This is a genomic window from Streptomyces sp. NPDC058274 (assembly GCF_042881375.1).
Classification (GTDB): domain Bacteria; phylum Actinomycetota; class Actinomycetes; order Streptomycetales; family Streptomycetaceae; genus Streptomyces.
In genome coordinates this window covers 79,507-96,096 of the sequence record NZ_JBHVXW010000007.1, presented here as the reverse complement: position 1 = coordinate 96,096, position 16,590 = coordinate 79,507, and the positions used below count along the sequence as shown (strand labels likewise).

Sequence of the window (16,590 nt, the reverse complement as noted above, 5' to 3'; positions counted from 1 at the left end):
AGTGCGCCCAGCGCCCGTGGCCTCCGGACTGGCGAAGCCGCGGTCGGGGGCGGGCGGGGGCGGCGGCGGGGGCGGGGACGGGTCAGCGTGGGGCGGCGGCGTCCCCGGGTTTCCATCCCCAGACGGTGAGCATGCCGGCTGACAACGCGGCGCATTCGTCCGAGTCCAGGTACCGGATCGCCGCGTCGATGTCCGCGTCGTCGACCAAACCGGTGGCGAGCATCGCCGCTCTGCTCCGCTCCCAGGTGTCCCCCCAGAAGCGGCTGATGGGACTGCCGGGCAGCAGCGGCGGCACATGGATCTCGGCGGCGACGGGCACGAGCCCCGCCCCACGCAGCAGGTGGGGGTACGACGGTACCCAGGAGATATCGGTGCCGATGGTGGCCTGCAGGCCCTGCCACATCGCCCGCATCGCCGCGGTGTACGGCGTGTTGGGCGCCCGGTCGCTCGTCAGGTCGACGGCGTCGCTGAGCACCAGCACACCGCCGGGCGCGACGAGTTCGGCGAGTTGCGTGATCAGACGGTCGTGCTCGGGCAGGTGCATCAGCACGAAGCGCGCGTGGACGAGCTGGAACCGGCCGGGGACGACGTCTGGGGCTGTGATGTCGGCCTCCAGCACGTCGAGCCCGGGGACGACCCGCTCGGCGAGGAACCGTACGTCGCGGTCCACGGCGAGAACGCTCGTCACCCCGGCCTCGTCCAGCAGCCGGCGGGAGACCGTGCCCGTGCCGGCACCCACATCGAGGCAACGCCACCCCGGGCCGGCCCCGAGTGCCCGCAGTCGCGCCATGGTGATGTCGTCGTAGGCGAGGGCGCCGAAGTCGATGCGCTCTCCCTCGCCGGCCTGTTCGGGACGGAACACGGCCTCGCCGTAGCGGCCGCCCGGCTCGTCCCCGCGCGGCGTGGCGGTCACGTTGCCGCCGGCGCGACGCCGCGGGTGTCGTCGGACCAGACGAACATGCGCCGGCCGAACAGGGAACGATCTCGTGTCGAGTGGTGACCCGGTTGTCCGTACTCGGCAAGCCGGAACGCGAGCTCTGCCGGGCACGTGAACCTGTCGACGAGGAGCTGAGCCTGACGGGCGAGGGGGTCGTCGTCGAACGGTTTCATGGCCGAACCTCTCACGCGGTGGGGCGGTGCCGGTTGGCGGTCCCGAGACCGTCTCCCCTCCGATCCTCCACCGGCGGCACGACCGGGGTGCAGCGCGCCTGAGCCAATCGGCCCAAGGGGTGCGGCACCCGAAGCCGGCCACCTTCGACTCGGTCGGCGTCGTCTCGCCACCTGGGCTTCCTGTCCGGCGCGTGCGAGTTTCAGCCCATGAGGGAGTCGGCCTCGTGCCGGCGGCGTGGCGGTGAGTCATGCGGCCCGGGCGTCTGCGGCCGCCGCGGCGGGCTCAAGTGCGGACAGGTGCGCCCGTTTGGGCAGCAGGAGCGGGGTGGCGAGCAGGAGCACGCCGGACAGGGTGATCGCGGCGAGTGGGCTGGTCAGTGTGGCGAGTACGCCCCAGATCACCATCAGGGCAGCCTGTACGAGCTTGCTGCTGGCGCTCCATGTACTGAGGACTCGGGCGGCATGATCCGCGGGAGTCCGTTGCAGGCGTTCTGTTGCGTAGATCGGATTGAAGATGCCCATGCAGGTGATCAGCAGGCCTTCGACGATGATCACGGTGAGCAGTCCGGGGATGCCCGGGCGGACGAACGCGAGGCCGAGGGGGAAGAGCGATCGCAGCCGGCCGGAGACGGTCATGACCCGGTGCCGGCCGTAGCGGGTCACGAGCCGCGCGGAGAGACGGGCACCCACGAAGCCGCCGAGTGCCGGGATACCGAAGGCAAGACCGTACTGCCAGGCCGGGAAGTGGTACTGGCCGAGCAGGAGGACGGACAGGAGCGGGAGGGTGGCCATGATGAGGCCGCCGACCAGGATGGAGTTGAGGAACAGGCGCCGTAGCGCGGGGTCGCGGAGGATGAACTGCCAGCCGCCGAGAAGGTCGGCTCCGCGCAGCCTGATGGCCTGGTCGCGGGGTGCCGCGACATCGCCGCCCCGGATGCGGAGGACCCCGAGCGCGGACAGCAGATAGCTGAGGGCGTCGGCCATGACGGTGATCACCGGGCCGAGCAACCCTATGAGTGCGCCACCCAGGGGCGGCCCCACCGCGGTCGCCACCCAGCTCGTGCCCTCGAACCTTCCGTTCGCCACAAGGAGGTGATCGCTACGGACGAGATATTTCAGATACGCGCCGGACGCGGCGGTGAAGGCGATGCTCGCGGTTCCGGAGACGACCGAGACGACCAGCAGTTGGCCGTAGGACAGCAGGCCGAGGACGTACGCGATCGGGACACTGGCCATCGCGACGAACCGGACGAGGTCCGTGGCGATCATCACCGGACGCTTGGCCCGGTGCTCGACCCACGGCCCGAGCGAGAACGCCACCATCGCCGCGACGGCAAGCCCGGCCGCCTCCAGGAGCGACACGGCGAACGCCGGCGAGTGCAGCACGCGAACCGCGATCAACGGGAACGCGCCGAAGGCAATCCACGTACCGTACGTACTGACGGCGTAGGCCGACCACAGCCAGCCGAAGCTGCGCCCCAACTGCACGCGCATGCGACTCCCTCGTGACAACGGATGTTTGGATCTCCTCATCACACCGTCCGCGCTGCTGCGGGATCAAACAACCGACTCCCGGGCGAGCCACAACCATCAGTTGGGCACACTTATGCTGGATCAATGGATACCGAGGCGGTGCGATCGTTCGTCCGCGCGGCCGAGCTCGGACAGCTGCAACACGCGGCCGACGAGCTCGGTGTGACGCAACAGGCCGTGTCGAAGCGGATCGCCGGCCTTGAGCGCGAACTCGACGTGCGGTTGTTCACCCGCACGGCCCGAGGGGTCGAGCTGACACTCGACGGCCAGGCCTTCCTCCCGCACGCCCGGAACATCGTCACGGGTGTCGATCGCGCCATCACCGCGATCAGACCGGGCTCGCGGGCTCTTCGGATCGACGTTCTCGGACTGCGATCCGCGCAGGCCGTCGTTCTGCACGACTATTGGCGGTCGCATCCCGAAACCGACCTCGACGTGGTGACGCTCAGGGTCAACGACCCGCGCCTGGCGGTCGCCGCCGTCCAGGCAGGCGAAATCGACGCCTCGTTCCGCTCGGTCACCGACCCGGCGACACTGCCGCGGGACGTGCAAATGATCCACGCCTTCGACTCCCCGCTGGAACTCCTCGTCGGGCCGCGGCACCCGCTGGCCGCCGCGCGCACCCTGACGCCGACCCAGCTGCGGGGGCACCGGATCTGGGTGCCGGGTATCGCGCCGCGAAGCGAATGGGCGGAGTTCTACGATCAGCTCGCCACCGACTTCGACCTCCGCATCGACGCCGCGGGCCCGAACTTCGGCAACGAGGTACTCCTCGACATTCTCGCGGACTCCGCGGACGTGGCCACCCTCGTAGGCTCGCGCGACCGTTACATCTGGCCGACCAACCACGACCTGCGCCGCATCCCGGTCGTGAATCCGACCCTCGCCTACCCGCTCTCGCTCATCCTCCCCCGAGCGAACCCACACCCAGGGCTCCGCGCAATCATCAACCACTTCGGAAGCCTGGCACCGCTCCCCGAGCCGGCCTGGCACCCATCCTGGGCATCGGCATCGGCATCGGCATCGGCATCGCGCCGCAGCGACGGAGACACCACCAGCCGCCCTGGACCTGACCGCGCCCCTGACTCCGTCGAGCAGTAGAGGCCGGCTCCGCCACTGCATCCGGGCCGCGGTGCCCGTTCGACGAAGGCGTGGCAGCCCGGTGCCTGAGGCGTGCCGGCGAGTTGGTCGTGCCCAGCGGACGAAACGGGGCTGCCGACAGTCCAGTTCCCGTGTTCGATCCTCTCCCGCACGCCGAGTGAGGCCCGTAGATTGAGGGCTACGAGAGGTCATCGGAGGCCAAGATGCTGTTCAACGGGCTGCCGCGAGAATCAGTGCCCAAGCTGGAGCGCCCGGCGTCGCTGCGCGAGCAGGTGTACGAGGCGCTGCTGGACCTCATCAGTTCACGGTCGCTGCACCCTGGCCAGCACCTGGTGGAGAGCGAACTCGCGGGCCACCTCGGGGTCTCCCGGCAGCCAGTACGCGAGGCGTTGCAACAGCTGAACACCGAAGGGTGGGTGGACCTTCGCCCTGCCCAGGGCGCCTTCGTCCACGAGCCGACCGAGGACGAGACCGACCAGCTCTTCGTCGTCCGCACCCTGCTGGAGACCGAGGCGGCGCGCCTCGCCGCGATCGGCTCCTCGGGCCAGGGACTCGACCGGCTGGACGAACTGTGCGCGAACGGCGAGGCCGCGGTCGCCGCCGACGACGTCGGCGCGGTCGTGATCGCCAACGCCACGTTCCACGCCTGTGTCATGGAACTGGCCGGAAACGCGGTACTCGCGGAGCTGGCCGCCCATGTCGAGCAAAGGGTCCGCCGGTATTTCACACCCAACGTCCGCCAGGCCTGGGTGGAGCATCGCGAGCTGATCTCGGCCATCGCCGACCGCGACGACGCACGCGCCCAGCAGGTCATGCACGCCCACACTGTGGACGCCAGGACACGGTTTCCGGCGAGGCCGGGTAGTTGACGTATTCAGGCTGATGGAAGGCGAGTTGGAGAGCCTGGGGAAGTCGCCGTCGGCCTACTGGGTGCATTGATCACGAAGTCGCCGACGCGAGGGCGACGCCTGGGCCCTTTTATGGGTTCTCACCCTTGTCCTGTCATCAGTGCCAAGTCTACGGTCGCCAGCAAGCGCTTTCCGTAGCGAGGAGCTCTGTCCATGGCAGCAGTCAGCAGCCGTCCCGTCCGGACGGCGGTCGTCGGTACCGGCGGGATCGCCACCAGCAGCCATCTGGCCGCACTCCGGGCCCAAGGCCACCGGGTCGACCTGGTCGCGGCGGTCGACCCGGACGCCACGCGGTTGGACGCCTTCCGTGCCGCCGCCGCCCTGCCCGCCGAGCCCGGGTCTCCCGCGGAGGCAGCCCCCGCCTGGAACGTCACCGGCTACCGCAACCTTGCCGACATGCTCGCCGCCGAGCGCCCCGACCTCGTGCTCATCGGAACCCCGCCCGCCCTGCACCGCGCCCAGGCCGTGGCCGCCCTAAGGGCCGGCGCCTGGGTCCTCTGCGAGAAGCCGTACTGCCTCTCGCTCGCCGAGTACGACGAGATCGCCGCCGCCGAACAGGACCCGGCCGGTCCCTACGCCTCCGTCGTCTTCCAGCACCGCTACGGCTCCGGCGCCGTGCATGCCCGCGAACAGCTGTCCACCGGCGCGCTCGGCCGTCCGCTGGTCGCCCACTGCCAGACCACCTGGTACCGCGACACGGTGTACTACGCGGTGCCCTGGCGCGGACGCTGGGCCACCGAGGGCGGCGGCCCCTCCATGGGCCACGGCATCCATCAGATGGACCTGCTGCTCCACTTACTGGGCGACTGGACCGAGGTCCGGGCGATGGCCGGCCGGCTGGTGCACGAGGTGGAGAGCGAGGACGTCTCGACCGCGCTGGTCAGGTTCCGCTCCGGCGCCCTGGCCACCGTCGTCAACAGCGTTCTGTCGCCCGACGAGGTCAGCAGGATCAGGATCGACTGCGCCGACGCCACCGTGGAGCTCACCCATCTCTACGGCCACCGCAACGAGGACTGGGTCTACACGGCCGCCCCGCAACTGCGTGAGGACCCGGCCGCCGCGGACCGCGTCCGGCAGTGGCGTACTCCCGCGGCCGACCAGCCCAGTTCGCACGCCGCTCAGCTCACCGCGGTCCTGGACGCCATGCAGGCCGGCACACGGCCACCGGGCGGCGACCAGGACGCTCGCCGGACCGTGGAGTTCATCGCCGCGCTCTACAAGGCGGCATTCACCGGCCGGCCCGTGCACGCGGGCGAGATCACCCCCGCCGACCCGTACTACTCGGCCATGCACGGCGACCACCCGGACTGGGCCCCGCGGACAGAGGCGAACGCATGAGCCGGCGGATCACCGTCACCCACGTCCACGGCGAGCGGATCACCGTCGCCGCCGGCGGAGTCGAGCTACTGGCTTACGTATACGCGCCGGACCCCGAACCCTTCGAGGCGCCCAAACCGTATGTGCATCCGTTGCGCACCCCGGCCGGCCACCTGGTCAGCGGCTACCGGCCCACCGACCACCGCTGGCACAAGGGCCTTCAGATGACCGCCAGTCATCTGTCCGGACAGAACTTCTGGGGCGGCAACTCCTACCTGGGCCCTGAGGCGCAGTACCAGGCGGTGCCCGAGCTGGTCGGCTCGCTGCGGCACGACGCCTTCGAGAGCTTCGAGGCGGACACGGACCGCCTGCGCTTCACGGAACTGCTGACCTGGCTGGCGCACGGTGGCCGGGAATGGGCGCGCGAGCGCCGTACGGTCGTGCTGCACCCGGCCGATGCGGACGCCGGCTGCTACGCCCTCGACTGGTCGGTCGAGCTGACCAACACCCGGGGCGGACCCCTGCGTTTCGGCTCCCCGACCACCGCGGGCCGCGAAGCCGCCGGCTACACCTCGCTCGCCTGGCGCGGCCCCCGCGACTTCACCGGCGGCGATGTCCTCGGCCCCGGTACGCGCGGCGGCCGGGGCGAGGCGGGGGCGGCGGACCTGATGGGCGCGCCGGCCACCGAGGCGCCCTGGATCGCGTTCACCGGGGAGCATGACGGGGTCGACGCGCACTCCACACTGGTCTTCGCGCACGCCCCGGAGAACGCCAACGCCATCCACCCCTCGCACTGGTTCGTACGCTCCGAGCCGCTGCCCTCGGTCGCCTTCTCCTGGTCCTTCCACCAGGAGTTCGAGCTGCCGGCCGGGGAGAGCTTCCGGTACCGCTACCGGGTCGTGGTCGCGGACGGGGCCTGGGACCGGCCACGGGTGGAGAGCTACCTCAAGGAACTTGGCTGGGGGACCGGCTCATGAGCGGAGACCGCGATGCAGCACAGTGATCCCCTTCCCGGCGGGGTGAGCCTCTCCCACGTCAGCGCGTACGAGTGGGAGGCGGCCGACGGAGTGTGCGGGGGCAGCCCGCACCTCCACCTGGCCTGTACCGAGGCATATGTGGTGACCGGCGGCACCGGCGCGGTGCAGACCCTGAACCTGGTCGACGGCTACGCCGAGACCGCGCTGGCGCCCGGATCGGTGGTCTGGTTCAGCCCCGGGACCGTGCACCGCATGATCCAGCGTGCCGGGCTGCGGGTCACCGTGCTGATGCAGAACAGCGGGCTGCCGGAGGCCGGGGACGCGGTCTTCACCTTCCCCCCGCAGATACTCGCCGACCCTGATGCGTACGCGGCAGCGGTCGAACTACCGGACGGGCCCGAGGCGGAAGTCGCCGCGCACCGCCGCCGTGACCTGGCCGTCGAGGGCTACCTGCGGCTGCGTACCGCCCTGCTCAACGGCGACCACGAGCCCCTGCGCGCCTTCCACGCCGCGGCCGTTCGGCTGGTGGCGCCCCGCATCGCCGCATGGGAGTCGCGCTGGCGAGCCGGTGCGCTGGCCGCCGCCGAGCACACCGGCGAGCAGCTCGCAGCGCTGGCCGCGGGCGACGCCGGCCACCTCGCCCGCGGCCGGACCCACGTCGCCGAGCCCAGCCGGCTTGCCGGCTACGGGATGTGCGGGCGGCGTGACGCGTACGAAGCGCCCGGCTGACACAAACCTGACGGCACCTGAAGCACCGGGACGTCGGTCATTACATCAACTCACGCACACATCAAGGAGGTCAGCTGCGGCATGCGCACCGGCAGGGCTCTCAAGACAAGGGCGTCTCTCGCCCTGGCGCCGGCGCTGGCCATCACGCTCCGTGGCGCCCTTTGCCGCGTCCAGGTGCCGCAGGAGCAGGTCGCGCCGGCGACTCGACGATCCGCCTGGGCCGGAGTCGCGTACTGCCGTACACGGCGCGTCGCCGCTTCGCGAGAAACTCGGCAATTCCAGCGGACGGCAAAAGACAAAGGCAAGGAGATGTCTCTCCTTGCCCTTCCCAACTTATAGCGCACCGGGGGGCTTGCGGCAAGGCCCGGGTGGTGCCGCAGAATCGTCGGCCGAGGCCGCAACCTGCGGAAACGAGGGCACGACGCGCGTGTGCTGTTGCCGACGCATGGGGGACACCGCGACCTCGAACCAGCGGTGGGACTGGCAGTGCAGTCACAGGCAGCTCAGGGCGGAAGTGCGGGTGTGCGCGCCGCCCGACTGGGCGGAGCGGCCGGCCGGCCAGAGGGAAGACAACCAGAGACGAGGACATGCCCGACAAGAAGTTCGACAGAGCTGCAGGCGCCGGTGATTCGATCGGCCAGTGCAGTGCAACGGAGCAGGACCGTCTCGGAGGAATCGCCATGACCGCGCAGTATGTGCTGGATCTTCAAGAGGTCGACGAGATGCAGGGCGCGGTCGTTGGCGGCAAGGGCGCGCACCTGGGCGCGCTGTCGCGGATCGCAGGTATTCAAGTGCCTGCCGGTTTTTGCGTGACGACGGACGCCTTCCGCCGGGTCATGGCGGAAGCACCGTCGATCGGCGATCGGCTCGATCAGCTGTCGCGCGTGAACCCGGACGACCGGGAGGCGATCCGCACACTCAGCGCGGAGATCCGCCGGACCATCGAAGGGATTGCCATCCCGGGCGGTATCGCGACGGCGATCACCCACGCGGTCGGCCACCTGGGCGAGCAAGTCGCCTACGCCGTCCGGTCCAGCGCGACGGCAGAGGACCTGCCGACGGCCTCGTTCGCCGGCCAGCAGGACACGTACCTGAACGTCGTGGGGCCGGCGGCGGTCCTCCGGCACGTCAGCCGGTGCTGGGCCTCACTGTTCACCGAGCGGGCCGTGACCTACCGCCGGCGCAACGGCATCGACCACCGTACGGTTCGCATGGCCGTGGTCGTGCAGCAGATGGTCTCCCCGCATGCGGCCGGCATCCTGTTCACGGCCGACCCCGTCTCGGGCAACCGGAAGGTCGCCACCGTGGAGGCCGGCTTCGGCCTCGGCGAGGCCCTGGTCTCCGGCCTGGTGAACCCGGACGTCTTCAAGGTGCGGGACGGCGAGGTCGTCGCCAAGGCCATCGCCGTAAAACAGCGTGCCGTTCACGCCCTGCCGGATGGCGGTACGCAGGAAGTGGCGATCGACTCGCAGCGGCAGGAGCAGCCGGCGCTGACGGATGCGCAGGTCGTGCGGCTCGTGCAGCTCGGGCGGCGGATCGAAGCGCACTTCGGCCGTCCGCAGGACATCGAATGGTGCCTGGCCGACGATGACTTCCAGATCGTTCAGAGCCGGCCGATCACCACGCTGTTCCCCATCCCCGAGGCCGGCGACGAGGACAATCACGTCTACGTCTCCGTCGGTCATCAGCAGATGATGACCGACCCCATGAAACCCCTGGGGTTCTCCATGTGGCAGCTGACGGCCATGGTGCCGATGCACGAGGCCGGAGGGAGGCTGTTCGTCGACGTCACCCAGCGCCTGGCCTCGCCCGCGAGCCGCGCCGCTTTGCTGGACGTCATGGGGAAGGGCGATCCCCTGTTCAGAGACGCTCTGGAGACCGTCCTCGACCGCGACGACTTCGTCCCATCGCTCCCGGACGCCGGTCCGGGTCCCGGCGGGCCGCCGGTTGGCGGTGCGCCCGCCCCGGTCGGGGCCGATCCGGCCATCGTCACCGAGTTGATCGAGCGCAGCCGGGCGTCCATCGCCGCCCTGGGGCGCGACATCCGGAACAAGACCGGACCGGCGTTGTTCGACTTCCTTCTGGAGGCCTTCGAGGAGCACAAGCGAGTCCTCGGTGATCCGCTGAACCTCAAGGCGATCATGGCGGGGATGGAGGCCACCTGGTGGCTCAACGACAAGTTGCAGGAATGGCTGGGCGAGAAGAACGCGGCCGACAAACTCACGCTGTCCGCCCCCGACAACGTCACGTCGGAGATGGGACTGGCGCTACTGGACGTTGCGGACGTGATCCGTCCGTATCCAGAGGTGGTGGCGTTCCTGCAAGGCGTCGAGGACGAGGGCTTCCTGGACGACCTGACGAAGCTCACGGGCGGGACAGAAGCGCGTGACGCCATCGAGACCTACCTCGACCGGTACGGCATGCGCTGCGTCGGCGAGATCGACATTACGAGGCCGCGTTGGAGCGAGCGCCCCACCACCCTCGTACCCCTGATCCTCGACAACATCAGGAACTTCGAGCCGGGCGCCGCCGAACGGCGCTTCGAGCAAGGGCGGCAGGAGGCGCAGCAGAAGGAACAGGACGTGCTGTCACGCCTGCGGGCCCTGCCGGACGGGGAACAGAAGGCCGCCGAGACCAAGCGGATGATCGACCAGGTCCGGTCCTTCGCCGGGTACCGGGAGTTTCCGAAGTACGCCATCATCAGCCGCTACTTCATCTACAAGCAGGCCATGCTGGAGGAGGCGGAGCGCCTCGCGCAGGCAGGCGTACTCGCTGAGAAGGAGGACGTCTTCCACCTCACCTTCCAGGAGTTCCACCAGGTCGTGCGCTCGAACCAGGTGGATGGCCAGCTCATCCAGCAGCGCAAGGAGGCGTTCCGGTCGTACGAGGCGCTGACACCGCCCCGGGTGCTCACATCGGATGGCGAGGCCGTTGCCGGGTCCTACCGGCGCGACGACGTGCCGACCGGTGCCCTGGTCGGCTTGGCAGTCTCCGCCGGAACGATCGAGGGCAGAGCCCGCGTCATCCTTGACATGGCGGAGGCCGATCTCGAGGCGGGCGACATTCTGGTCACGACCTTCACCGACCCCAGCTGGTCGCCGCTGTTCGTCGGAATCGCGGGCCTGGTGACGGAGGTGGGCGGCCTGATGACCCATGGCGCAGTGATCGCCCGGGAGTACGGCTTGCCGGCCGTCGTGGGCGTGGAGCAGGCCACCCGGTTGATCCGGGACGGGCAGCGGATCCGCGTGCACGGGACCGACGGGTACGTCGAGATCCTGTCTTGACCGACCGCACCGAGAAGCCACGATCGACGCCTTTGTCGGCCCGATCGTCTACCGCGGTCACGCGAGCAGGCGCAGCCAGGGCGCCTCGCCCCGGCTCGCTTCCGAACGGGGGCTCAGAAACCTCCACCCGAAGGCCGCTTCAGGGGATCTGGACAGAACTCAAGCTCAGCTCAGCGGGTGTTCTTCAGCCTCGAGGGCGCGCTCAGGCCCTGGTTGGTCCCTTCTCGCGAGGTACGCCTCCAGCTCCGCGGCCCCCGCCAGCATCGCCCGCCCGCGGGCGGACAACCGACCGTGCCAGTCAGTCAGCGCGGCCTCCAGGGGCTCCAGCCCGCCGGCCGTCCGTACTTGGTCGATCAGCGGCGCGATCTGCCCCAGCAGGTAGCCGCCCCGTCTGAGCTGGTGGGCCAGCCGGGCATCTCGTACGTCGGCCTCGTCGTAGACGCGGTAGCCGGTCCCCGGGTCGCGGCGTGGCCGCACGAGCCCGGCGCGCTCCCATTTGCGCAGCGTCGCGGGCCGGATCCCGAGCTTTCCTGCCAGTGGCCCGATGAACGTGCCGTCGGCCGCAGGCACCGCGGTCGGCTCAGGCTCGTACACCCCTGTGGGTTCCAGGTCGCGAAGGGCGCTCTCCACGGCCTGGAGGGTCCGGCGGTCGTCGAGGAGCTGGGTGTGGCTCTCGTCGATGAGGTGGAACGCCTCATCGACCGCGCCCTGGTTCACGGCCCGCATGATCGACGCCGCCGTTCGGTGTCCGTGGCCCGGCACCAGGGCAAGGAATGCGCGCAAGGCTCCGGCGTGCAGCGAGGTATAGGTGCGGTAACCGTGGGGTGTGCGACCTGCGGCCGGAAGGATGCCCGCCTCCTCGTAATTCCTGATCGCCTGCGTGGACAGACCGTGCCCGCGCGCCAGGTCGACGGGCCTGAGCCGCTCACCGCTTTGAAGGTTTCGCCCCATGATCCTGACGATATCGTGGAAAAGCTTCAATCGAAGGTTCAGCGATAGCGTTGAAGGCATGGCTACTGACATCAAGGACAGCGCCCATGCCGTCGAGGCTGCTGCCGTAATGCGGCTGTTCCCGGCCCGGCCTCGGCTGCTCGCCCTGGGCGAGCCCACCCACGGTGAGGAGTCGCTGCTCGACCTGCGCAACGAGCTCTTCCGGCAACTCGTCGAGGAGGAGGACTACGGGACGATCGCGATCGAGAGCGACTGCATGATGGGCCTTGTGGTGGACGACTACGTGACCTCGGGCACGGGCAGTCTCGACAAGGTCATGCAGCACGGATTCAGCCACGGCTGGGGCACCTCCGCGGCCAACCGCGAGCTCGTGCGGTGGATGCGTGCGTACAACGATGGCCGGCCCGCGTCCGAGCGGCTCCGTTTCGCCGGTCTCGACGGCCCGCTGGAGATCACCGGCGCGGCGAGCCCCCGCCAGGCCCTCAGCGCACTCCACGGCTACCTCTCGACCCGGGTGGACGCAGACCTGCTTCCCTGCGCCGTGGAAACACTCGACCACCTGCTCGGCGCCGACGACCAGTGGACCAATCCCGCCGCGATGATGGACCCGGCCCAGTCCATGGGCCAGTCGCCCGAGGCACGCCAACTGCGGCTGCTCGCCGACGATCTGGTGGCGCTGCTCGACGCACAGACGCCGCACCTGATCACGGCCACCTCGCGTGACGACCTGGACCGCGCGCGGCTGTACGGGCGCACCGCGACCGGCCTGCTGCGCTACCACTACTGGATGGCCGACACCTCACCGGCCCGCATGACGCGGCTGTGCGCGCTGCGGGATGTGATGATGTCCCACAATCTCCTTGCCGTCGCGGCTCGGGGCCCGGCACTCGTCCACGCCCACAACTCCCATCTCCAGCGGGAGAAGAGCACGATGCAGATGTGGCAGGGGCCGGTGGAGTGGTGGAGCGCCGGTGCGCTCGTGAGCGCCCAACTCGGCGAGGAGTACGCCTTCGTGGCCACGGCCCTCGGCACGATCCGGCACCAGGGAGTGGACACGCCGCCGCCGGACACCCTCGAAGGACTTCTGTACGCGCTCCCGGAGGACCGCTGCGTCGTCGACGCCCCGCGACTCGCCACCGCCCTCGGCGATACGCGGCCCGCGCACCGCGTATCCCCGTGGTTCGGCTACTCCCCGCTCGACCCGGCCCACTTGGCGGGGAGTGACGGGATCGTGTTCCTCAAGGACGTGCTGCCGAGTTAGCACTGGCCAGGCAGGGGAACGGAGCGAGCTGACACCGGTGTTGTTCCAGGTCAGCTCCGTTGCTGCCCTACCCTCGTCATCGTCCACGACAGAGGCGCGGCCGGCCTGGGGAGGACGGCGCGACACGTCTTCGCTGCGCCTCTCCTTCGTGCGCCGAACGGGAAGCGCACCTCGGGCTGCTCCTCGGGTTCGCCCCCGGTTCGTCCCGTTCGTCGCCGGCGGTCAGCCGCGTACGTGCAGTCCGAATCCCGTGCGGCCCGCGGGCTCCAGTCCCTCCTTGAGGTGCAGCGAGGGGATCTCGTAGTCACCGAAGTTCTGCCGCCGGAACGCGATCGGCTCGGTCGACTCCAGGGTGAGCAGGCGCTGTTCCCAGGCCTTGGCGACGTCCGGGTAGTCCTCGCCGGTCATGCGGTCGGCGCCGTACAGCACGAACGGCGGCAGCACCTCCATGCCGGGGAAGTAAAGGATGCCGTGGTGGATCGGGAACAGCAGATCGTCGATGGGACCGTTGATCCCGCGAGGGGCGTAATGCGACTCCGGGCCGCCGGTGGTCACCGACAGCAGAGCTTTCCTGCCCACGAGGGTGCCTTCGCCGAAGCGCTCGCCGTACTTGGTGTCGCTGTGCTCGCCGACGCCGTAAGCGAAGTGGTAGGTGAACACCCGGTCCACCCAGCCTTTGAGGATCGCGGGCATCGTGTACCACCACAGCGGGAACTGGAGGATGACCGTGTCGGCCCACAGCAGTTTCTCCTGCTCGGCGCGGACGTCCGGGGTGAGCGTCCCGGCGTCGAAGGCCCGGCCCGAGTCCGGGGCGACCTTCAGCGGACTTGAGGCGTGGGGGCCGTAGTCCGCGGCGTCCACGACCGCCTTCCAGTTCATCGCGTACAGATCGCTCACCCGTACCTCGTGCCCGGCGGTCTCCAATGTGGACACCGCGAGGTCCTTCAGCGAGCTGTTGAGCGACGTCGGCTCCGGGTGGGCGTGGACGATCAGCGTCTTCATGGGAACTCCTTCGGATCGTGTGCCTTCGATCCTGGGCGCCGAGGCGCCCGGCGTTCAGGGGCGCCTCTTCCGTAGGACGGGACTTCCTGGTGTCGGACTTCCTGGTAATGGCAGGACCACCATCACGGGCACCACCGCGGCCATACTGAGGACATGGACGATCTCGCGGGCTTCCTGCGGACCCGGCGTTCCCGGGTCGACCCGGCGGCCATCGGCATCCCCACCGACAGCCGCCGCCGGGTCGAAGGTCTGCGCCGCGAAGAGGTCGCGCACCTGTCCGGAGTCAGCGTCGACTACTACGTACGCCTGGAGCAGGGCCGCGCGACCCAGCCCTCCCAGCAGGTCCTCGACGCGCTCGCCCGTGTCCTCGGCCTCGACGAGACCGAACGCGAACACCTCTGCCGGCTCACCCAGCAGCGCCGCCGCCCCGCGAAGGCACCGAGCGGGCGGGTCCGGCCGGAGCTGCTGCGCGTCCTGGACCTGGTCGCCGACGCACCGGCGCTGATCATGGACCACCGCCTGGACGTACTTGCCGGGAACCGCCTCGGCCGGCTCCTCTACGGCCGGCCGATACCGGGCCTCAACACCGCCCGGCACATCTTCCTCGAGGAGGCCGAGCGCGGCCTCTACGCGGACTGGGAGACATGCACCCTCGACGTGGTCGGGCATCTGCGCCTGGCCGCCGGCAAGTACCCCGAGGACCCCCGTCTGGCCTCGCTCATCGGCGAGCTGGCGATGGGCAGCGAGCGCTTTCGCCGCCTCTGGGCCCGCGCGGACGTGCGCGCCCGCGCACATGGACGCAAGGCGTACCGGCACCCCCTGGTCGGACTGCTGGAACTGCACCAGGAGAACTTCGCGCTCCCGGATGAGTCGGACATGGAGTTGCTGGTGCTGTCCGCGGCCCCCGGCAGCCCCGCCGAGGACGGGCTGCGTCTGCTCGCGGGCCTGGGCGCGGACAGCGCTGACGCGCATCCCACGGTCAACGCCCAGGTCCGCGAGTAACTCAACGGCGCCCGGCCACCGCCTGGAATGCCGCGGTGCCGCACGCCCCCGCCCTGGTCGGACAACGGCCGCAAGCCCGCGCCGCACTACCGCCGACCGACCGGCCGCCGTCGCCAGCCTGGCCGAGGCCGCCGGCCGGGACGCCCTCACCGAGGTGACCTGGCGCAAGTGCTCCGGCGGACCGCTGCGCTCGCATATCCGCGCGCTGCGGTTCCGGCCCGCCGGAGTGAAGGTCCGCCGCCAAGTCCACCTGGCGGAGCCCCGCGAGCGGCCCCGTTCAGAAGGCGTGCGCCATCAGCTCCGCGAACAGCGCGTGCTCGTCGGCATCGAGGCCCCGCGAGCGGAACCAGCCGCAGATGTTGGCGCAGTCGCGCTGGAGGAAGTTCATCCCGTTGAGGTTGCCGACCAGGTCGACGATCTGTGGCAGGTCGATGATGACCAGCCGCTCGCCCGCCGCCAGGATGTTGTACGCCGAGAGGTCGCCGTGGACGAAGCCGTTCTGCACCAGCGTCGCGAGCGCATCGGTGAGCTGTTCGAAGTACGCCGCCAGCAGCTCGGGGGAGGGCCGAGTCTGGGCGAGCCGGGGCGCGGTCTCGACGGCGCCGTCCGCGTCGACGACGGTGATCCACTCCATCAGGATCTCGGTGCCGTCGATCTGGACCGGGTAGGGGACCGGCAGCCCGAGGTTCCAGAGCCGCACCAGCGCGCCCCACTCGGACACCGCCCACTCGCCCGCCGCGATCTGCCGGCCGAACGTGCTCTTCCGCTTCAGGGCCCGCTCGTCACGTGAGCGCTTCATCGAGCGGCCCTCGGTGTAGGACGCGGAGCGGTGGAAGGTCCGGTGCTCGGGGGAGCGGTACCGCTTGGCCGCCATCACCACGCCGGCGGCGGGGTCGAGCGGGTCGGAGCGCTCGACGAGGTGGACGTCGGCCTCCTTGCCGGTCTTGAGGACGCCGAGCTCGGTGTCGATCGCGCCCTGCGAGGTCACCACCCAGTCCGGGAGCGGCTCAGGGCCCCGGCAGAGGGGTTCGACGCTGAGCCAGGTCGACCAGCGCTGGCCGTCCTCGAGGTCGTCGTAGGAACGGAAGTCGAAGACGAACCGGTCGTCGACGTCGCCCAGGTCGTCCGGCGGCGGGACGTAGCGGTAGGGGTCGGTGATGAAGGCGTCAGAAAATGCCGGGTGCTGAGGGTGCTGCGAGAGATCGTCGTGAGACATCGCTGGAGGTGCTCCATGAGGTGAGAGAGAGGCGGTCTGCGGGCAGGCCGAGGACAGTCGTAGTCACGGTCGTGCCTCCTCTCGTGGAGCACCGGGCAGCTCCCGGTGTCTCGCCCATGGTGAAGGGCGGACACGGGGAGCGGCAACCGAATAACGTCGACCCGCGTCGAGCGGCCAAGGGCCCGGGGCCGAGTCTCCG

14 protein-coding genes and 1 pseudogene are annotated in these 16,590 nt (G+C 70.0%); 9 read left to right on the top strand and 6 right to left on the bottom strand.

Features of this window, described 5'->3' with window-relative positions; all coding sequences use genetic code 11:
• Positions 1-82: 82 nt before the first annotated feature.
• The 3 genes from ACFVYF_RS16445 to ACFVYF_RS16435 all read right to left on the bottom strand — a co-directional run bounded on the left by ACFVYF_RS16445 (position 83) and on the right by ACFVYF_RS16435 (position 2,604).
• Positions 83-913 (bottom strand): class I SAM-dependent methyltransferase, encoded by an 831-nt coding sequence (locus ACFVYF_RS16445; RefSeq protein ID WP_389455891.1) that lies wholly within the window; start codon positions 911-913, stop codon positions 83-85.
• A complete protein-coding gene (locus tag ACFVYF_RS16440; protein ID WP_389455890.1) occupies positions 910-1,110 on the bottom strand; it encodes a hypothetical protein in 201 nt (66 codons plus the stop codon). The genes ACFVYF_RS16445 and ACFVYF_RS16440 overlap by 4 nt, the downstream gene beginning before the upstream one ends.
• Positions 1,111-1,356: 246 nt before the next feature.
• Positions 1,357-2,604 (bottom strand): MFS transporter, encoded by a 1,248-nt coding sequence (locus ACFVYF_RS16435; protein ID WP_389455889.1) that lies wholly within the window; start codon positions 2,602-2,604, stop codon positions 1,357-1,359.
• A 123-nt stretch (positions 2,605-2,727) separates the two neighbouring features.
• Between ACFVYF_RS16435 and ACFVYF_RS16430 the strand changes: the two genes are divergently transcribed.
• From ACFVYF_RS16430 to rph, 6 genes are all read left to right on the top strand, one after another.
• The gene (locus ACFVYF_RS16430; protein ID WP_389455888.1) at positions 2,728-3,744 is read left to right on the top strand and encodes a LysR family transcriptional regulator; all 1,017 of its coding nucleotides are present in this window, start codon (positions 2,728-2,730) and stop codon (positions 3,742-3,744) included.
• Positions 3,745-3,947: 203 nt separating this feature from the next.
• Positions 3,948-4,613: a GntR family transcriptional regulator gene (locus ACFVYF_RS16425; protein WP_389455887.1), complete on the top strand. Its 666-nt coding sequence runs from the start codon at positions 3,948-3,950 to the stop codon at positions 4,611-4,613.
• Positions 4,614-4,805: 192 nt separating this feature from the next.
• Complete coding sequence (locus ACFVYF_RS16420) at positions 4,806-5,990, top strand: Gfo/Idh/MocA family protein (RefSeq protein ID WP_389455886.1); 1,185 nt, start codon at positions 4,806-4,808, stop codon at positions 5,988-5,990.
• Positions 5,987-6,946, top strand: a complete 960-nt coding sequence (locus tag ACFVYF_RS16415; protein WP_389455885.1) for a PmoA family protein — start codon at positions 5,987-5,989, stop codon at positions 6,944-6,946. The genes ACFVYF_RS16420 and ACFVYF_RS16415 overlap by 4 nt, the downstream gene beginning before the upstream one ends.
• Positions 6,947-6,958: 12 nt before the next feature.
• On the top strand, positions 6,959-7,675 hold the full coding sequence (locus ACFVYF_RS16410) for a cupin (protein WP_389455884.1): 717 nt from the start codon (positions 6,959-6,961) through the stop codon (positions 7,673-7,675).
• Positions 7,676-8,355: 680 nt separating this feature from the next.
• Positions 8,356-10,959, top strand: coding sequence for a rifamycin-inactivating phosphotransferase (rph, locus tag ACFVYF_RS16405; RefSeq protein WP_389456243.1), 2,604 nt, complete (start codon positions 8,356-8,358; stop codon positions 10,957-10,959).
• A 165-nt stretch (positions 10,960-11,124) separates the two neighbouring features.
• On the opposite strand, the gene ACFVYF_RS16400 is transcribed toward rph, so the two are convergent.
• Positions 11,125-11,910: a TioE family transcriptional regulator gene (locus ACFVYF_RS16400; RefSeq protein WP_389455883.1), complete on the bottom strand. Its 786-nt coding sequence runs from the start codon at positions 11,908-11,910 to the stop codon at positions 11,125-11,127.
• Positions 11,911-11,968: 58 nt separating this feature from the next.
• Between ACFVYF_RS16400 and ACFVYF_RS16395 the strand changes: the two genes are divergently transcribed.
• Positions 11,969-13,171: an erythromycin esterase family protein gene (locus tag ACFVYF_RS16395; protein WP_389455882.1), complete on the top strand. Its 1,203-nt coding sequence runs from the start codon at positions 11,969-11,971 to the stop codon at positions 13,169-13,171.
• A 222-nt stretch (positions 13,172-13,393) separates the two neighbouring features.
• On the opposite strand, the gene ACFVYF_RS16390 is transcribed toward ACFVYF_RS16395, so the two are convergent.
• Positions 13,394-14,173: an NAD(P)H-dependent oxidoreductase gene (locus tag ACFVYF_RS16390; protein WP_389455881.1), complete on the bottom strand. Its 780-nt coding sequence runs from the start codon at positions 14,171-14,173 to the stop codon at positions 13,394-13,396.
• A gap of 153 nt (positions 14,174-14,326) precedes the next feature.
• Between ACFVYF_RS16390 and ACFVYF_RS16385 the strand changes: the two genes are divergently transcribed.
• Both ACFVYF_RS16385 and ACFVYF_RS16380 read left to right on the top strand, forming a co-directional pair.
• Positions 14,327-15,175 (top strand): helix-turn-helix transcriptional regulator, encoded by an 849-nt coding sequence (locus ACFVYF_RS16385; protein WP_389455880.1) that lies wholly within the window; start codon positions 14,327-14,329, stop codon positions 15,173-15,175.
• A 48-nt stretch (positions 15,176-15,223) separates the two neighbouring features.
• Positions 15,224-15,443: pseudogene (locus ACFVYF_RS16380) on the top strand (IS701 family transposase); the annotation flags it as partial.
• A 9-nt stretch (positions 15,444-15,452) separates the two neighbouring features.
• Here ACFVYF_RS16380 and ACFVYF_RS16375 read toward each other — a convergent pair.
• On the bottom strand, positions 15,453-16,391 hold the full coding sequence (locus tag ACFVYF_RS16375) for a serine protein kinase RIO (RefSeq protein ID WP_389455879.1): 939 nt from the start codon (positions 16,389-16,391) through the stop codon (positions 15,453-15,455).
• Between the last annotated feature and the right edge of the window lie 199 nt (positions 16,392-16,590).